A 14,602-nucleotide genomic window follows, 5' to 3' on the forward strand; every position below is an offset into this window, starting at 1 on the left:
ACAGGAATTGCTATATAGCAATTCCTGATCATAATGTTTATTTATCCGATGATTTAATAAATATTAATTATCATTCTCACCAAGAAGCTTTAATTATTGAGTAGGATCGATATCATTCTTGCTCAATTTATTTTTTACTTTATTAGCATTCTTTTCTCTAATACTTTCTACAGTCCATAGTCCTCTTTTTTCTCTCTCTAACCTAATAGTAGGTGGAAAAAGAGAATTGAGCTTGTCACGAATATTGACTAAATGTTCCTTATCTTCAGATATATTATCAAAACGTTCCTTGATAATGTCACAATTATCAATTTCAGATCCGATCCATTTCCTGTTTTTAATCTCTGCGATTACATAAGTTGTACCTGAACCACCAAAAGGATCAAAAATTAAATCACCTTCTTTGGTTGACATTTCGATGACTCTATCAAGAACTTTTATACTTAATTCATTAGCACCATTTCTTTTTTTATATTTTTTATGTCTAACCGGAGGAATGTCATACCAGACATCGGTTAGATTAATACCAAGAGGATTCATTTTGCTTTTATACCCTCCGTAATCTTTAAGATCACCGAAGCATTTAGGGCAAGTTTGAACCGGTAATCTATCAGGTTCGAATGTATTAGCTTTTTCTCCCTTAATAAAATATAAAAGAGAATAATGTGAAGGATATAAACGCCCCTGGATCGGCATATTATTTTTCATATCAACAGCTATCCAGTGTTTGAAATTAAGCCTGCCATGTAAGAAGCTTGCTATCTTACTATTCCATACAGGCAAATTCCAGAGGAAAAATGCCCCCCCCGGCTTTAGTATTCTAATGCATTCATCCAACCACCGATGGGTCCACTTAATATATTCTTCCTCTTTTAAGTTATCGTCCATTTTAGAAGGATATAATTTATCAAGATTGAATGGAGGATCAGCAAATACCATATCAACTGTATCGCTCTGAATTACCTTACTAATATTCAAGCAGTCACCATGATACAAAGTGCCATTTTCGGTTTGTAAAGCTAAGATAGGTTCATCACCACTATTAATACAGTTTTCACTTTCTGAATAGGAGCAATTAAGTTTATCATATATTAATGATGCATTTCTTTGAATCAATTCCAGAATATTCATATCTATATGTCCCATATTCAGTTGAAAATAAAGAGGGGTAATATTATATGCACGACAAAGAACAGAAAGGTCATTTCCGCTAGGCATAATATTTCTCTGATTATAATACTTAAGTGTTTCCACAGGAATAGATGTTTTCTTACTTATTTCATTGTAAGTTTTAGAAGTAGAATCAACCTTTCCCAAAGTTTTAAGAAATTGATCAGAATAACCCATTTGATAAACCACACTTTGATAAATTCACACTGCAAGTAGCATCTCATAATCGTGAGAATCTGTCACTCCCTCATAGTCCATCGCCTGTTAACATCTCACTTAAAATGACAGAACGGATTGATAGCTTGATGAAAATCAACAGAAAATCTTTCGCATCGATAGTTGGTAGCAGATTGATGGTTGCAAGATCTCATAGGGGCCTCAGCCAAAATGATATCCAGAATGCAACTGGTATCGATAGGGCAACCTTATCACGGATTGAAAATGGCAGACAACACATCTCCCTATATCAGCTTCTTCAAATACTGACAGTCTTAGAAATACCTATAGAAGAGTTTCTCAGAGATATCGAGGTTGATAATGATAACTAATATAGAATTAGACGATGGATTTCTTCCTAATGAGATTGCAGAGATAGTTAAAAATAAAGTTATTCACGCTTTAAATGAAATAAAAACCATTGATAATAAATTTATAATCAATGATTCTTCATTTATGAGAAAGCAAAACAACAATAGAATTACACCTTGCGTAATGAACTCTGCATCTTTCATATCAAGTAAATTCCAAAAAAATCTAAGTCTACTACCTGATTGTTTAGGGGAAACAAGCTTACTATTACAACGAATAGATGGCTTCATTAGCATAGAATATAATGGACTTGCATATAAATTAAAAGATAAAAGACGGATATTGGATGTAGCCTTTGAATATATAGAATCCAAAAAACTTGCAGAGAATGTCATCTACAACCTATTTCCAATGTTTTATGGTATGTATGCCGATAGACTCTGCTTTAACCTGCCACTACTTGAAAATATAAAGGATTTTTTTGAAGAAAAATATGTATCCTATCGTTATAAAATTGGTGTCGAATTTGAAACAGGTAATGTTGCAAGCTCATTTAGGGCTATAAACAAACTAAACGGATTGTTTCACCAAGGTCAAATAGATGGTGGTTGTTTTATAACAAGTATCGATAAGAAAAGCTCTGCTACAAGGATATGGCCCGTATCAAATAGAAATGGTTCATTTCAAGAATTAAAGAACAGATCTTATCTTTCACAGGTTTCTTTACCCTTAATATGCATCGGGTTTGCTCCTGACGAATTTTCGCATGATGCCCCATTTTTAGGAGCAAATGGGTCGTTGTATGAATTGCAAAAAACTAATTATAGAGATGAAGAGACAAATTTTGAAATTTTCAAAAACTCCGAGGGATTTGAGTTCTTGAAAGCCCCTTTCTAATACAATATTAATAAAAACAACCTTTTTCATAAGGTTGTTTTTAAATAATATTTAACACAACTACACACTTCGGAATAGCCAATAAGTATTTTCCATAGATAACCAAAGATTTATATTGAGAGATATTTGAAAGCAGAATGCTATAATTTGTACTAGCTAATCCCCTCATCTGTAGAGCGATAGTATCAACGTATACTTTTGAGTATCGCGACATTTGCCTTCATTATAAGTCATAAAGAAAATTCCAAAGGTTGCATATTCTGCAACTATTCAAATCTGTCTGTAACATACAGATAAGATATAATAGTGTTTGAAATTTATCTTATCCAATCCAATTTAACCCCTCACAGTATATCATTTTCCGAATAATTATAAATTGATTGTAAAAGTTAAGTTGCTTTTGTCCAAAAAGATAAGGCAGTATCAGCGTATACATAATTTACCAAGGAGAATTATCCAATGAACGAAACAATTGAATTATTAAACAATATTTGAAAATTACGACCTCTATCGCGTGAAGTAAATCTGGAAACACTGGAAGAGATACTAGAAAAACTTACCGTAGTTATAGAAGAACTACGTGAAAATAATGCACCTAAAGCTGAACTGACCCCAGAAAGTTGGACATTTTAGTTAAACGGCGTGTAAGGCCTGGTTTCGATATTCTATCGGAGTTAGGCCTTTTAATTTCACCTTGATCCGTTTTGTATTGTAATATTCAATGTATTCTTCTATTTTTTCAATCAGTTCATCCGCACTTTTAAAGTGCTGCTGGTGATACATTTCTGTTTTGAGTAAGGCAAAAAAGTTTTCTGCCATCGCATTATCCAAACAGTTCCCTTTCCTCGACATACTTTGTTTAATATCTTTATCAGCAAGTTGCTTTTGATAAGCCCTATGCCGATATTGCCAACCTTGATCACTGTGAATGAGTGGCTTAGAGTGAGCATCTAGCCCATCTAATGCCCCTTTTAGCATCTCTGTCACTAAAGGCAGACTCGCCTTTTTCGCCACGTTGTAAGCGATAACTTCTTGATTAAATAAGTCAATAATAGGTGATAGATAGACTTTTTGTTCATTCACTTTAAATTCCGTCACATCCGTTACCCATTTCTCATTAGGTTTTGTCGCGCGAAAATCTCTTGCCAACCAATTCGGTGCTGTTTTTCCAACTTCCCCACGATAAGAACGATATTTCTTCGGCCTTACCGTGGATTTTAGGTTTAATTGCCCCATTAATCGTTGGACTGTTTTATGATTGATTTTAAAGCCATTTTTTCTCAATGCTAAATGAATGCGGCGATAGCCATAACGACCTTTATGCTCATGATAGATAGTTTTAATCATCTCTATTTCTTGTTCATAAGCACGCGTTTTTTTAAGCGCTTGGCATTGATAGTAAAACACGCTTCTTGCAAGATTAATGGCACAAAGTAAGTGCTTTAATGGATATTTCTTTTTAAGAGCTAAAACAATTAACGCTTTTTCTTTGCTAGTGGGCGTTTCTTCTGTTCCAGCTCTTCTAACTTTTTTAGGACAGCATTTTCTGCACGCAAATAAGCTAATTCTTCTTTAAGTTCCTCAACTGTCATTTTGTCATCAGACTTCGGCGGGGTTTTAGGTCGGGATTTCATTGGGGGTCTTCCTCGCTGATGACTTTCGAGTCCTTTGATACCGGTTTCATTATACTTATCAAGCCAGACTGATAAGGTACCTGGAGTCGTTAAATTGAGAACTGCACTAGTGTGAGTGAGAGACCAATCATGTGTCCACATTAATTTTAAAGCTTGGAATTTTGTTACAGCACAAAGAGAGTGAGACGTTGGCAAAAAGGCGTTATCGCCATGAATGGCAACAACTTGAGCCCAGTATCGAATTTGTCGAGAAGAGATTGAATATTCCGCTGATAGCTTATCCGATGTGTTACCTGCTAGACATCGTTTAGCAATAATGATTTTTAGTTCACGACTATATTTAGACATAAAAAAACCCCCAGTAAGTGGTTGTCCAACTATTGGGGGTCACTTCAAGCAATCCGGCTTTCTTTACCCGCAAACCGATATTTCAGATACCAGCGTTTTGAGCCATTGGGTTTGATGAGAAGATACAAACCTTGTACATCGGTAAGTTTATATTCTTTTTCACGGGGCTTTGCCGCACGAGCTTCCATGTCTGTTAAAGGCATAATTTGGGGGTCAACTCATTATCGAAAAGAAATGACCCCCAAATATCATGGATGTCAACGGATACGAATGGACGATTATAGACTCAAAAACTAAGTAATTTGTTGTTTTTTCAGATAGTTATGAAAGATTATGGACATCTCTGGAAGGTCAAATGGTGCGAAGGCCGGACTCGCACATAATTAGTAATCCTTTGATTTAAAACAAATAAAAAATAATAATTAGATAATGTACCAACATCGATACCAACACATTAAATCGTTGATTTTGGGACTCGAATTACCTGGGAAGATGCTCACCATCAAGCGTATCCCTGGCGCTATGCATCAAACACATCCAATGTCGTTTTGCGGAAGCAGGTATAGGCATCTTCCCATGAAACGTGGCTTTCACCGAATACCATTGGTGTGACGAACCGCAGATAGCGTTCCTTATAAACAGGATTGCTCTCAAGTTCTTCCAGCCCCATTTTTAGTTCTTCAACAGGCGACTCGCAGAATTCAGGATACTGGTCACCGTAACGTTCAATATCCTGCTCAATGCATTCCTGCACGAATTGCTTTAAAACAGGAACATCAGCACCTTTTTCTCTAACAATACAAAAATTGTCGTAGATATGACGCACCAATGATTCATCTACTACACGTTCCACATCACTCATACTTGCAGCCGTTCTGCGCATCATCGAAATCAGCTTTTCAGCCTGCGTGCTGGCGATAGTTGCGCAGGGAAAAGCCCTCACTACTTCACCCTTCTTTGTTAGATCCATTACCAATGAGCTAATAACACGGTTTTCCGCAGCCTCAAGCAAACCCGTTTCCATCAGTTCCAGTTTAATAAATGGCCTTAAGCAGGGAATTTGTGCATATTCCTGTGGGTAGCGCACCGAAATTTCATTATAGCGATATTCATCACGAGTAACCTTTGGATACCCTTCATCCATGCGAAACGTACCTGAGGCTGTAATCGTTTCGATAATGGTCTGAATAATACCCTTACGAATGTCTTTACGCTGGCCTCTGGAATATTGCTGGGAAAAACCGGCGACAGGAACAAGCTTAATGTCCACGTCCTCCGACATCCTGTTCAAAGATATACCCGCTTTTGACAATGCTGTTCCACCGGCAAAAACCAGCTGATGCGTATCAAAGGACAGAGGCTGGAGCAATCGCAATAACTCAACGATGTAATGATCTTTCTCTACAATTGCAACTGATTCAATGCCTAGAGCATCGGCAACGTCCGGGAATAGCTTTGTTAAATCATCCATTTAGTTTGCTGCTCCCTACTGACAATGTTCTCTTAAAACGTGGTGAGGTTTTGATTTCAAGTGACGCGGGGATCTGGGTAGATTTACCACTGTTGTAAGCACTTGTTGCTCCTGCCAGACGGTAATCCACTTTCAGACGTTCCAACGCCTCAATCATTACCGCAACAGAACCTCCGGGAGCAGCAGGCATCAGCTTACCGGTAATCGCATTTTGCCGCGCTTTGGTGTAGACGCCATAACCTACTTTCAGCAGTTGCCCTTCCTTCACCAGTTCACGCAGTGCTCTGCCAATTTGATCGTAGCCAGCAAGATCTTTGAAATTGTCACGAGTGAAAACATAACGCTTTGAGCGTTTCAGCCGTGACTGAATACGAGCTTTTATGGTCATGTCATCCTCCTTTGTTCGTTTCTTCATCATAGCAAACATACGACACTTTTAACAGCAAACATACGACACCTAACCTACCTCGCAGCCAGCATTTCCGGATAGTGTCTGGCGATGATATCATTCATCCGCTCAATCAATTCCAGACGCTTAAAGGTTATGTGCGCAGTGCCCTTCTGAAAGTAACGGATACTGAAGAAATCATCTTCGTAAGCATCCTTCGAAGGGTTGTCCCGAATGTGATCCATCAGCCGAGGTAGTGACATCACCACGACTTTCAGGAATCGGTTTACCATCAAGAAGAAACAGCATCCGCTCCAGGTCTGCCAGTTGATCTCGCCGCCAGCCCCAGTTCAGACTAAAGCCCCAGCGGTTATACGTCACCAGATTGTTAATGATAATCTTCTTACCAAAGCTGCAGGGACTATTGGTTTTGTAATCCCATGATAGCCCTTTGAAGACGTTGATGATCCCACGTTCGAAGACATCCATTTTGTTGAGATGCAACTGCTCAAAGGTGTTGAGGATATTCCCCTCACTGATTGCAGGGAGGTCGCCCTCTTCAAGGTTCTTATGCCACTGGTCGCGGGCCTGCGCATCCATCAAAGCCATCATGCCGGATTTCAACATCAGGTCTCGCCAGATGCTGCGGTCTATATTGCGGGTGATCGCAGGTATCGCTTTATCAACGTCTTCATTCAGCCAGCTATCGTACCGGTGACCTGACTTCATAGCCCAGTCTTGCGCTGTACCTCCGCCGACTTCTGAGGTTAACCGGGATATAGCATCAAGCTGCTCGATAATCTGTTTAATCTGCACCAGTGCAGTATCGCGGCCAGTCACAATACGTTCGATATTGGTCGAGAGGATGAGTTCATTGTGTTCCGTCAATACGTAGGGTTCTGCTTGCATCGTCAATCGTCCATAAAAGCAAACACGCCTGCCAGGAGCGGCAGGCGCATTATGCGATGAATAAAAAGGGTGGGAAGTTCAGAGGTAAAAATCAGGAACGAAGCTCGAAGAATTTACGTATTCATCAGGCCGGTAACACGTCTGGCTCTGAGAATATCGGTGGCGGTCAGGAATGGTGCTTGCTCCTGCCAAGTGAATCCTTTACGGTCGGTGCATATCAGTTCATAACGCTCTACCAGGAAATTCACCGCATCAGCAAGTGTTATTCCCGCTTCTATATGCTCCTGGATGGCCGCGTCATTATGGAATGGCGTATCGTTAAGCGTTAGGCCGTAATGGTATCTAGCAGATACGTTAAAAGTTGCTGCCAGACCTGTACGGGCGACAGACGTAACGCAACCGGCCCCGTGGCCGGTACAGATGAAATGTGCATAAGTAGTGTCCTGAGAAAAGAAAGAGAGAAGTTGTTACTGGGCTGGATAAATAGTGAGATAAACGTAGCCGCAGCTACCACGGGTATCAGCTATACAGATTAACCCCATAAGTTGAATGGTCACCTGATGTTGCTGCTGTGGATTTAGCTCACCGGAACGCAGCATTGCTTCCAGTTGACCGATAAATAGCGGGAAAGCCTGATCCAGTTTCTGCAGTTGCTTCGGGGTAAAGCCCCCCGTCAACCCAGCCCTGTCAGCCAGGTAATGCAGCCGATTACCCTCCTGAACCAATCTTGCCCCAAAGCGTGGGGTGATATCGCTTTGTAGCCCCCATTCCTGAGATGGTGTTAATGACATGGGTACCTCCGTTTAAAGCAAACCCTGCTCGGCAAAAGACACCACTTCGTTTCCAACCACGAGATGATCCAGCACGCGCACTTCCACCAGTGCCAAGGCTTTCACGATCCGCTGGGTAATATGTTTGTCCTGCTGACTGATGTCCGTCGTACCCGATGGATGATTGTGCGCCAGAATTACCGCTGCGGCATTGTACTTTAGGGCCAATTTAACCACTTCGCGGGGATGAACCTCGGTATGACTGAGCGTGCCGGTAAATAGTATTTCTCGTTCCAGCAGACAGTGCTGGTTGTCGAGATACAACACGATAAAAACTTCACGCTCCTGATGAGCCATCTGTAGTTGCAACCAGGTTTTGGTGAGGCTGGTGGAGGTAAAAGGCTCACTAGGCTGACGCTGGTATTTTTCCAGCAGTCGTAACGCTCGCCGGATGACCCGCTGCTCATTTGCAGGAAATACCGGGGATAAATTGCATGCAGACATAATGGTTCCTTAAAACAAACAGCCCCGCTGGTTTATTAGCAGGGCCTGAAGGGTGATAAAAAGGTTCATGAAGCAAGCTGCAGCATATTCTCAGCCATCACCCACAGAGCGCGGTTGAGCTTTACATCACCGTCGATACCTTTAACAGCGCGTGTATGGGCGCGTTTACCTTTGGTCGTTCGCCCCGACAGTCCGCCTTTGATCAGGTTTTCCTGAATGCGCTGATAAGTGGTCCACAGGTCGTTACTCTCATCCTGCCAGCGGCGCGGGGAAAGGATTTGCGATTCCGTCACTGGTTGATGCTCTTCACCAAAGCGATAAGTTAATGCCGCTTTAGCCATTGCCTGCTGAGTGGGTGGTGGTAACAACAGCGACTGCATGGCGTCTCGCTTTTCTTCCACCCGGTCAAATATTCCCAGCACTTCGTAGGCCCCTTCAATGACTTTCTCCACCACATTGCCTTTATGCGGCACGCGCACCTCACCAAAACTCTCCCCGCAAATCAGTCCATTCTGGCAAACCGATCTGAATAGCCCCGGCAGCATCTGGTACGAGCTGGAGCCGTCATGACTGTTAAGTAGAATGATTTCCGGCACCTGCTTACCGGTGATTTGCCCCTCCCGGCGGAGACGTAACATATGTTTGGTATGCTCGCGTTTACTCAGATCACGCACTCGCGTCTGGCAGGCAAAGAACGGCTGAAAGCCTTCGCGCTGCAGGTTATCGAGTAGAGTGATGGTCGGGATGTAGGTATAGCGCTCACTACGGGATTCATGCTTTTCTTCGCTGAAGACACTCGGCACATAATGCGCCAGTTCATCACGGGTTAGCGGGCGGTCACGGCGTACCAGGTTAACCGCACCAAAGCGGCTGGCTAATCGGGTCATGGCTATTCCTTTTTTAGAGATTAAAAACGAAAAGGCCATGCTTCCCGAAGGAGGCATGGCCTGATGTGTAGTGAAGGATTGTGCTAAGTTGATGTTAGGCAGATGCAAATCTAAGCCAGCTATGATGCCTTATTCCCGGCAACCGATACTGACAGTGGCTGGTAATACTGTGGGTCGAAAACGGACAGTGGCAGTTTAACCTGATGGCCGTTGCGCTCTTCGCTCGCCTTCATGATTTCAACAGCGCTGACGTTTTCGACACATTCATGCTCCAAAAAAGCTTCCTGAGAACGAGTAGCATCGCTGTCGCCAAAAGGAGCAACATGCATTGTTCCCGTCGCCAGCGTGTTGCCCGCCTTGTCTTTCAGCCGCAGCGAAATAGACAATGGGCCAAAACCCACACTAGCTACCACCATTATCCAGACGGAACTGATACGCGCAGATATTACCGGGAGTCCATACAGTATCGGTGCTGCGGACGCTGATATAGCGTTGTTCATCTGCGTAAGCGTAGGATGGATGGCACAACATTAAACCGACAATGATTGATAAGGCTTTAGCAGTTCGATTGACGAATGGCAGGAGATTGCTGCAATCAGGCTTTGCAAATATCTTTACCATTGTGGGAGAAGGTATAGCGATAACCTTCTGATAATCCTTTTCCATCATTCTTTTCCTTTGATGGTTATTGAGAAGAAATTAGCAGTTGCCTGTGCGACGACACAATTCCGCCAGGCTTTGCTGCGCCACCCATTGCTGTAGTTTCCGATCTTCTTCCGAACGTTTAGCCACCAACACGGCCTGCTGTTGTTTATCTACGCAGTTATCCGGAATGACTGTAACTACTTGTGGGCTGAATTTCTGCCTGACTTTAGCCAGTTCGTTATCAATATTATCGACCTTAGGGTAGCTGTAGAGAACACTTTGCTCCGCTTCGTATCGGGCTGAGGACTGGTTGTCTATAATGGCGAAGTAGCAGCCTTCCCCTTTATCATCTCCCTGATAAACCGTTTCAATATCATTGTAGGTTTCACCGACAGGACTCAGTTTTAGTTGACGAATGGTGTGGGTTTTCTTATCGGCCAGGAAAATTGCACCACCACCACGGGTACGTAGCAAAAACTGCTTCGTCCACGGGTAGTTATCAATAACATTGGCCTGGTAGAGCATATTGTGCAGCTTGTTGTCATCCGTACCATCGGCGGATTTCCAGCCATCAGCCTGCATGTACTGCCAGGCTTTGACAGAGCCGACAATATTTCCAGCATCAGCCGGAAAAACTGTACCCAGACAAATGCTGGCAGCCAGCAATGTTGTGGTAAATAATTTCATCGTGGTTATTCCTTCTGAGGTATAAGCCCGCCGTCAGTTGCGACAAGCAATGAATGGAAAAAGCGAAAGTGTGGTAAAGCCTGAAGAAAATCCGGATGAGAGAGGATGTCGCGCATCGCTATATCAGGAGCGAAGCTGCCATTGTGGAGCGTGACCGTCCGAATATCGGTCAGGGGAAAGACGGCAATCCGTTCCTGATGCTCACCCGTCAGATACCACTCGCCTTCACGCAGAACCAGCCGGTAGGGAGCAAGGCCCGTACACCGGCAACCGTTACCGAGCAGCGTCACCTTTCGATTCTCCGATATCGCACTCACCAACCGAGTGAATACGCCTGAGTCTGGGGATGAAATCTGGGCAGCTCCCTGCCAGATAAGGCAAGGAGACTCCCCTGGGCCGCTCAGCAGTGAACTGACCAGGTTGTTATCCATATCAGGAAACAGTGCTTCAACGCCTGACTGGCGGGCAAATGTCATTACCGCCAGCTCCCTTTGGCGGCTACCGGATAACAAGCGGCACCGGCCTTTGCGATACTCCAGGTCCAGATACATCAGCCGTTCCCGAAAGTCCCGGCGCAGAGTTCGAACCGACACGCCAAATTCCATTGCCAGCGCTCGCAAATCCAGTGTTTCGCCAGCCACCAGTCGGCTGATAATTAACGACAGTCGGACGGCAAGCCGATCATGACGACGTTCAACCTGAACCATGAGGCAGGTTCTCCAGTGAGATAATTAGCTGAAAATAAAACGATTATTCTAACGAGAGGGTGGGACAGGGAATGGACATAAAAAGACGTATTTTTTACTGATGCCAAAATCAAGCGTGACGGGGCATAAAGGGGAAACTGTCGAAATTCAGCAACCTATAGAACATCAGAACGGACAGCGTATGTCCCGAAGATAATTGCAGATAAGCCTGCTCAGAAGAAAATCCAGTCCCAAACGGCACGGGCAACAGATACCACCACCTCACGAATAGTACGAATAACCATTTTTAGTGGCGCGGGAATAAATGATGCCGCTTCCGCAGAATCAAATACCTCCCCAACCGCATCGCCAAAGCCTTCACGAGCCTGCTTTTTTACCGGTTCACTGCATAACCTCCCATGCAGTTGTGTAGCCAATGGGCTGGCGGCACGGTCCGGCAGGCAACGCATCATCGTTTCTACCATTGACGGCAGATTCCATTCTTTCCTGGCTGAAACGGCACACACCGGAAGATGCGATGAAAAAAGATGGCGAATGGATTCTAGTCTGGCCTCCATATTTGCCGACTGATTATGTGAAGGCGTATTGCTGATAGAATTCCATTCATGGCTTGGTTCTATTTTGTCAGCCTGATTAACAACAAACAGCACCCGCTGTTGGTAGCCAGCTATCACTCGCCGGTAGAAACGTTCATCGATGGAGAAAGCACGATCGTCAGCTTTAATAATCCATAGGATGAGATCCAGCTCAGGCAGAACTTTGCGATACAGATATTCATACTCTTCATCTCGTTGCTCGCTCTCGCCTACGCCAGGTAGGTCTACAAGTATCAGGCTATGCTCACCACTTCGCAGCCGCAATCGCAGCACGTCACGGGTGCAGGCGTCGATATCGCTGACAGGTGTGACCTCACCCTGGAACAGCGCGTTGCAGAGTGACGATTTTCCCGCACCTGTTTTGCCCATGATGCCAATGATCGGTTCGTATAGCTTGGTCTACTAACCTCGTCGATGGATACATTTTCAAAATGACATCGATTATTTTTTCCATTACATCTGGGATGACATCCGTATTTGTTATCCTTGAGAAGTCTAATCCATTAGCTTGCTCACATTTTGGTGAAGACAAATTTAGATCCAAGTCCTGCAAATTCAGGTCTAAACCCTGAGAGTCTATCTCGCTTTTATTCATTCTTCCCATATTTTGTGGGGACATGGTCACTTCGGGGTCATGGACATGAAATTGTGGCACAGCTAGATAAGATCGGACGTTCGTACTAGCAAGTGCTACGGTTTTCTTCGTTAGTAAATGAAAGAGAAAGAAATGCATTGCCCTAGGGTTTTTCCTCAACCACTTTAGGCGACTTGCCTGTCTCTGTCTCTTTTTTCGCATTTCCCGTTCATCGAATTCATACTCTTCCATGGTACCCCTCCTGTTCCAGAATGGTTGTTTTCCATCATTTCACTCAAGAGTAAAAGAAGCAAATCCAGATGTAAATCATACTTTTTTTGAAGGAAAAAATGATATAAAAACAGTGTAATAACGTAGTAAAAGTGTAGGGTGTAATTTCAGTTACAAGATACAATATCAATAAGTTAGAGATGACGCATGGTCTTTTCCGCATCAAAAATACAGTCTTCTACTTATAACACACGACGAAACCTACCCCATGATGTTCTACACAAAAATCGTAGCCAGATTCAGCAGTTATGTCCTTCTACCATCAACTCGATTGACTGCTCAGTAACTACCAAGGAAAGAAGCGGACGTTTTATTCACTCCCGCACTTAGCGGTCTTTTGACATTCAATGAAAAAAACTTCGCTTAATGCAGTATTCAATGGCAGACAAGAAATTGGTATGTAGTGGCGTTCAGGATACTCAGTAGCTAATGACTAACGGATCGGTATGAGGAAGCACATATCGATTCAATTCGCCTATAGGTCCGTAGTGGCATAGAGGTAAACGATCTTCAATTTTTTACAGATTACCGGGTTGGTATGCCGAAGCACGTGGTCGTTATCAAACATCACGAATCCGGCTTACCTTTCTTAACCGGAGAATCGAATAATGAATACCCACCCTTCTCTTTTAGAAGACCAGTTTGTCAATATGGCATTTATCACCAGTCTGACTGGTTTAACTGATAAGTGGTTCTATAAGTTAATTAAAGAAGATGTTTTCCCAAAACCAATAAAAATGGGTCGTAGCTCCCGCTGGTTAAAAAGCGAAGTTGAAGCCTGGCTTCAGGAACGTATCGACCTTTCCCGTCAGTAATCACAACCGAGATAAACCCGCAGTACGAAGATAGTTATCCGGCTCCCCAGCGACTTTCTACTACCTGTAATTTAAGCCAGAAAGAATATGAACCATGAAAGACTATAAACCACGTTACGAAGAACTTCATAAATACTACCAGACTTGGTTGACAGATTTTACTAAGCTGACTGTCAGGCAGGGAATGTGCCATCAAAACATATATCACTATCATAGTCTAACGATTGGCTGTCTAAGTTTCCCTGGGAAAGAAGCTGTTATTGCTATTGTGCCCCACTGGCTACACCGGCTTATTTACGGAAATTTAACGGCAGCATCATTATCGATAGATGATGACATGAGCGTAAGCTTATTAACGCAGGATCACTTGCTGGCACACCATCCCATGCTTGAAGGTGTTCTGCTTTCCGAATGTGTCCGTTTAAAACAACGTTCACTGGCAAATAAGCTCACCAGCCTGTTTCAGCAGTTTAGAGGGACTGAGCTCCGTCTCAAGCTTGTCTGGCTATGCTGGTACGATTTGATGTTGGGGAATTGTCTTGCTGATTGGGTTGAAAGTCTAAAATTCAAAACAAGCGAGGAGGTAAATAGCTGGGTCAATGACCGTCAGGCTGAGAACCACATGCTTACCAGCAAGATGGATGAGTACATCTGTTTTGCCTATCGTACAGTACTCGATCCGCTGATTTGAGCCTCAAGTCTTGTTCTGTAAGGGCTAATAGATGATTCGGGTAGTTAAAATTAATATCGGTTAATTAATATAATTAATAGGCACTCCCTT

Annotated in this window: 15 protein-coding genes and 6 pseudogenes; 5 read left to right on the forward strand and 16 right to left on the reverse strand. The window is 43.1% G+C overall.

The genetic code is table 11. The annotated features are described in order from the left end of the window. Positions 1 to 93: 93 nt before the first annotated feature. Positions 94 to 1,347, reverse strand: coding sequence for a DNA-methyltransferase (locus tag BDD30_RS10015; RefSeq protein ID WP_015836027.1), 1,254 nt, complete (start codon positions 1,345 to 1,347; stop codon positions 94 to 96). 176 nt (positions 1,348 to 1,523) lie between these two features. Here BDD30_RS10015 and BDD30_RS10020 point away from each other — a divergent pair, with 176 nt between their 5' ends. The 3 genes and pseudogenes from BDD30_RS10020 to BDD30_RS25025 form a co-directional block, all read left to right on the forward strand. Beyond that, the gene (locus BDD30_RS10020; protein ID WP_231849246.1) at positions 1,524 to 1,718 is read left to right on the forward strand and encodes a helix-turn-helix domain-containing protein; all 195 of its coding nucleotides are present in this window, start codon (positions 1,524 to 1,526) and stop codon (positions 1,716 to 1,718) included. After that, positions 1,708 to 2,595 (forward strand): PDDEXK family nuclease, encoded by an 888-nt coding sequence (locus BDD30_RS10025; RefSeq protein ID WP_041382500.1) that lies wholly within the window; start codon positions 1,708 to 1,710, stop codon positions 2,593 to 2,595. Before BDD30_RS10020 ends, BDD30_RS10025 begins: the two co-directional genes overlap by 11 nt. 507 nt (positions 2,596 to 3,102) lie before the next feature. Next, positions 3,103 to 3,228: pseudogene (locus BDD30_RS25025) on the forward strand (H-NS family histone-like protein); the annotation flags it as partial. Here the strand turns inward: BDD30_RS25025 and BDD30_RS10030 are convergent. The 15 genes and pseudogenes from BDD30_RS10030 to BDD30_RS10100 form a co-directional block, all read right to left on the reverse strand. Beyond that, positions 3,229 to 4,161 carry an IS3 family transposase gene (locus BDD30_RS10030; RefSeq protein WP_121302549.1) on the reverse strand — a complete coding sequence of 311 codons (933 nt, stop codon included), beginning with the start codon at positions 4,159 to 4,161 and terminating at the stop codon, positions 3,229 to 3,231. Then, on the reverse strand, positions 4,071 to 4,577 hold the full coding sequence (locus tag BDD30_RS10035; RefSeq protein WP_012776365.1) for a helix-turn-helix domain-containing protein: 507 nt from the start codon (positions 4,575 to 4,577) through the stop codon (positions 4,071 to 4,073). Before BDD30_RS10035 ends, BDD30_RS10030 begins: the two co-directional genes overlap by 91 nt. Positions 4,578 to 4,624: 47 nt before the next feature. Beyond that, positions 4,625 to 4,780 (reverse strand): annotated as a pseudogene (locus BDD30_RS10040) (Arm DNA-binding domain-containing protein); the annotation flags it as partial. A 317-nt stretch (positions 4,781 to 5,097) separates the two neighbouring features. Then, entirely contained in the window at positions 5,098 to 6,048 is a 951-nt protein-coding gene (locus BDD30_RS10045; RefSeq protein ID WP_015836031.1) for a nucleotidyl transferase AbiEii/AbiGii toxin family protein, read from the reverse strand. After that, positions 6,041 to 6,436 (reverse strand): DUF6088 family protein, encoded by a 396-nt coding sequence (locus BDD30_RS10050; protein ID WP_015836032.1) that lies wholly within the window; start codon positions 6,434 to 6,436, stop codon positions 6,041 to 6,043. The genes BDD30_RS10045 and BDD30_RS10050 overlap by 8 nt, the downstream gene beginning before the upstream one ends. Before the next feature lie 74 nt (positions 6,437 to 6,510). Continuing rightward, positions 6,511 to 7,345: pseudogene (locus tag BDD30_RS10055) on the reverse strand (DUF4942 domain-containing protein). A 113-nt stretch (positions 7,346 to 7,458) separates the two neighbouring features. Next, positions 7,459 to 7,778, reverse strand: a pseudogene (locus BDD30_RS10060) (TA system toxin CbtA family protein). A gap of 34 nt (positions 7,779 to 7,812) precedes the next feature. Continuing rightward, positions 7,813 to 8,136, reverse strand: coding sequence for a type IV toxin-antitoxin system YeeU family antitoxin (locus tag BDD30_RS10065; protein ID WP_015836035.1), 324 nt, complete (start codon positions 8,134 to 8,136; stop codon positions 7,813 to 7,815). A gap of 12 nt (positions 8,137 to 8,148) precedes the next feature. Next, a complete protein-coding gene (radC, locus tag BDD30_RS10070) occupies positions 8,149 to 8,619 on the reverse strand; it encodes a RadC family protein (protein WP_015836036.1) in 471 nt (156 codons plus the stop codon). 65 nt (positions 8,620 to 8,684) lie between these two features. Then, positions 8,685 to 9,506: a DUF932 domain-containing protein gene (locus BDD30_RS10075; RefSeq protein ID WP_015836037.1), complete on the reverse strand. Its 822-nt coding sequence runs from the start codon at positions 9,504 to 9,506 to the stop codon at positions 8,685 to 8,687. Between the two features lie 119 nt (positions 9,507 to 9,625). After that, positions 9,626 to 10,037: pseudogene (locus BDD30_RS10080) on the reverse strand (IrmA family protein). Positions 10,038 to 10,205: 168 nt separating this feature from the next. Next, a complete protein-coding gene (locus BDD30_RS10085) occupies positions 10,206 to 10,838 on the reverse strand; it encodes a hypothetical protein (protein WP_015836040.1) in 633 nt (210 codons plus the stop codon). A gap of 5 nt (positions 10,839 to 10,843) precedes the next feature. Next, entirely contained in the window at positions 10,844 to 11,545 is a 702-nt protein-coding gene (locus BDD30_RS10090) for a WYL domain-containing protein (protein ID WP_015836041.1), read from the reverse strand. Positions 11,546 to 11,757: 212 nt separating this feature from the next. Next, a pseudogene (locus BDD30_RS10095) lies at positions 11,758 to 12,531 on the reverse strand (GTPase family protein); the annotation flags it as partial. After that, positions 12,455 to 12,967, reverse strand: a complete 513-nt coding sequence (locus BDD30_RS10100) for a hypothetical protein (protein WP_015836043.1) — start codon at positions 12,965 to 12,967, stop codon at positions 12,455 to 12,457. The pseudogene BDD30_RS10095 and the gene BDD30_RS10100, both read right to left, overlap by 77 nt. A gap of 647 nt (positions 12,968 to 13,614) precedes the next feature. Here BDD30_RS10100 and BDD30_RS10105 point away from each other — a divergent pair. Then, a complete protein-coding gene (locus BDD30_RS10105) occupies positions 13,615 to 13,821 on the forward strand; it encodes a helix-turn-helix transcriptional regulator (protein WP_015836044.1) in 207 nt (68 codons plus the stop codon). Positions 13,822 to 13,915: 94 nt separating this feature from the next. Continuing rightward, the gene (locus BDD30_RS10110) at positions 13,916 to 14,512 is read left to right on the forward strand and encodes a hypothetical protein (protein ID WP_015836045.1); all 597 of its coding nucleotides are present in this window, start codon (positions 13,916 to 13,918) and stop codon (positions 14,510 to 14,512) included. The last annotated feature ends 90 nt before the right edge of the window (positions 14,513 to 14,602 follow it).

Origin of the sequence: Photorhabdus asymbiotica (assembly GCF_003634575.1) — a bacterium.
Lineage (GTDB): Bacteria > Pseudomonadota > Gammaproteobacteria > Enterobacterales > Enterobacteriaceae > Photorhabdus > Photorhabdus asymbiotica.

Coding starts and splice junctions, on each gene's coding strand:
- BDD30_RS10100 (WP_015836043.1), bottom strand. CDS start 12,967: ATGGAAGAGTATGAATTCGATGAACGGGAAATGCGAAAAAAGAGACAG.
- BDD30_RS10035 (WP_012776365.1), bottom strand. CDS start 4,577: ATGTCTAAATATAGTCGTGAACTAAAAATCATTATTGCTAAACGATGT.
- BDD30_RS10090 (WP_015836041.1), bottom strand. CDS start 11,545: ATGGTTCAGGTTGAACGTCGTCATGATCGGCTTGCCGTCCGACTGTCG.
- BDD30_RS10075 (WP_015836037.1), bottom strand. CDS start 9,506: ATGACCCGATTAGCCAGCCGCTTTGGTGCGGTTAACCTGGTACGCCGT.
- radC (WP_015836036.1), bottom strand. CDS start 8,619: ATGTCTGCATGCAATTTATCCCCGGTATTTCCTGCAAATGAGCAGCGG.
- BDD30_RS10045 (WP_015836031.1), bottom strand. CDS start 6,048: ATGGATGATTTAACAAAGCTATTCCCGGACGTTGCCGATGCTCTAGGC.
- BDD30_RS10015 (WP_015836027.1), bottom strand. CDS start 1,347: ATGGGTTATTCTGATCAATTTCTTAAAACTTTGGGAAAGGTTGATTCT.
- BDD30_RS10050 (WP_015836032.1), bottom strand. CDS start 6,436: ATGACCATAAAAGCTCGTATTCAGTCACGGCTGAAACGCTCAAAGCGT.
- BDD30_RS10065 (WP_015836035.1), bottom strand. CDS start 8,136: ATGTCATTAACACCATCTCAGGAATGGGGGCTACAAAGCGATATCACC.
- BDD30_RS10025 (WP_041382500.1), top strand. CDS start 1,708: ATGATAACTAATATAGAATTAGACGATGGATTTCTTCCTAATGAGATT.
- BDD30_RS10020 (WP_231849246.1), top strand. CDS start 1,524: ATGGTTGCAAGATCTCATAGGGGCCTCAGCCAAAATGATATCCAGAAT.
- BDD30_RS10110 (WP_015836045.1), top strand. CDS start 13,916: ATGAAAGACTATAAACCACGTTACGAAGAACTTCATAAATACTACCAG.
- BDD30_RS10105 (WP_015836044.1), top strand. CDS start 13,615: ATGAATACCCACCCTTCTCTTTTAGAAGACCAGTTTGTCAATATGGCA.
- BDD30_RS10085 (WP_015836040.1), bottom strand. CDS start 10,838: ATGAAATTATTTACCACAACATTGCTGGCTGCCAGCATTTGTCTGGGT.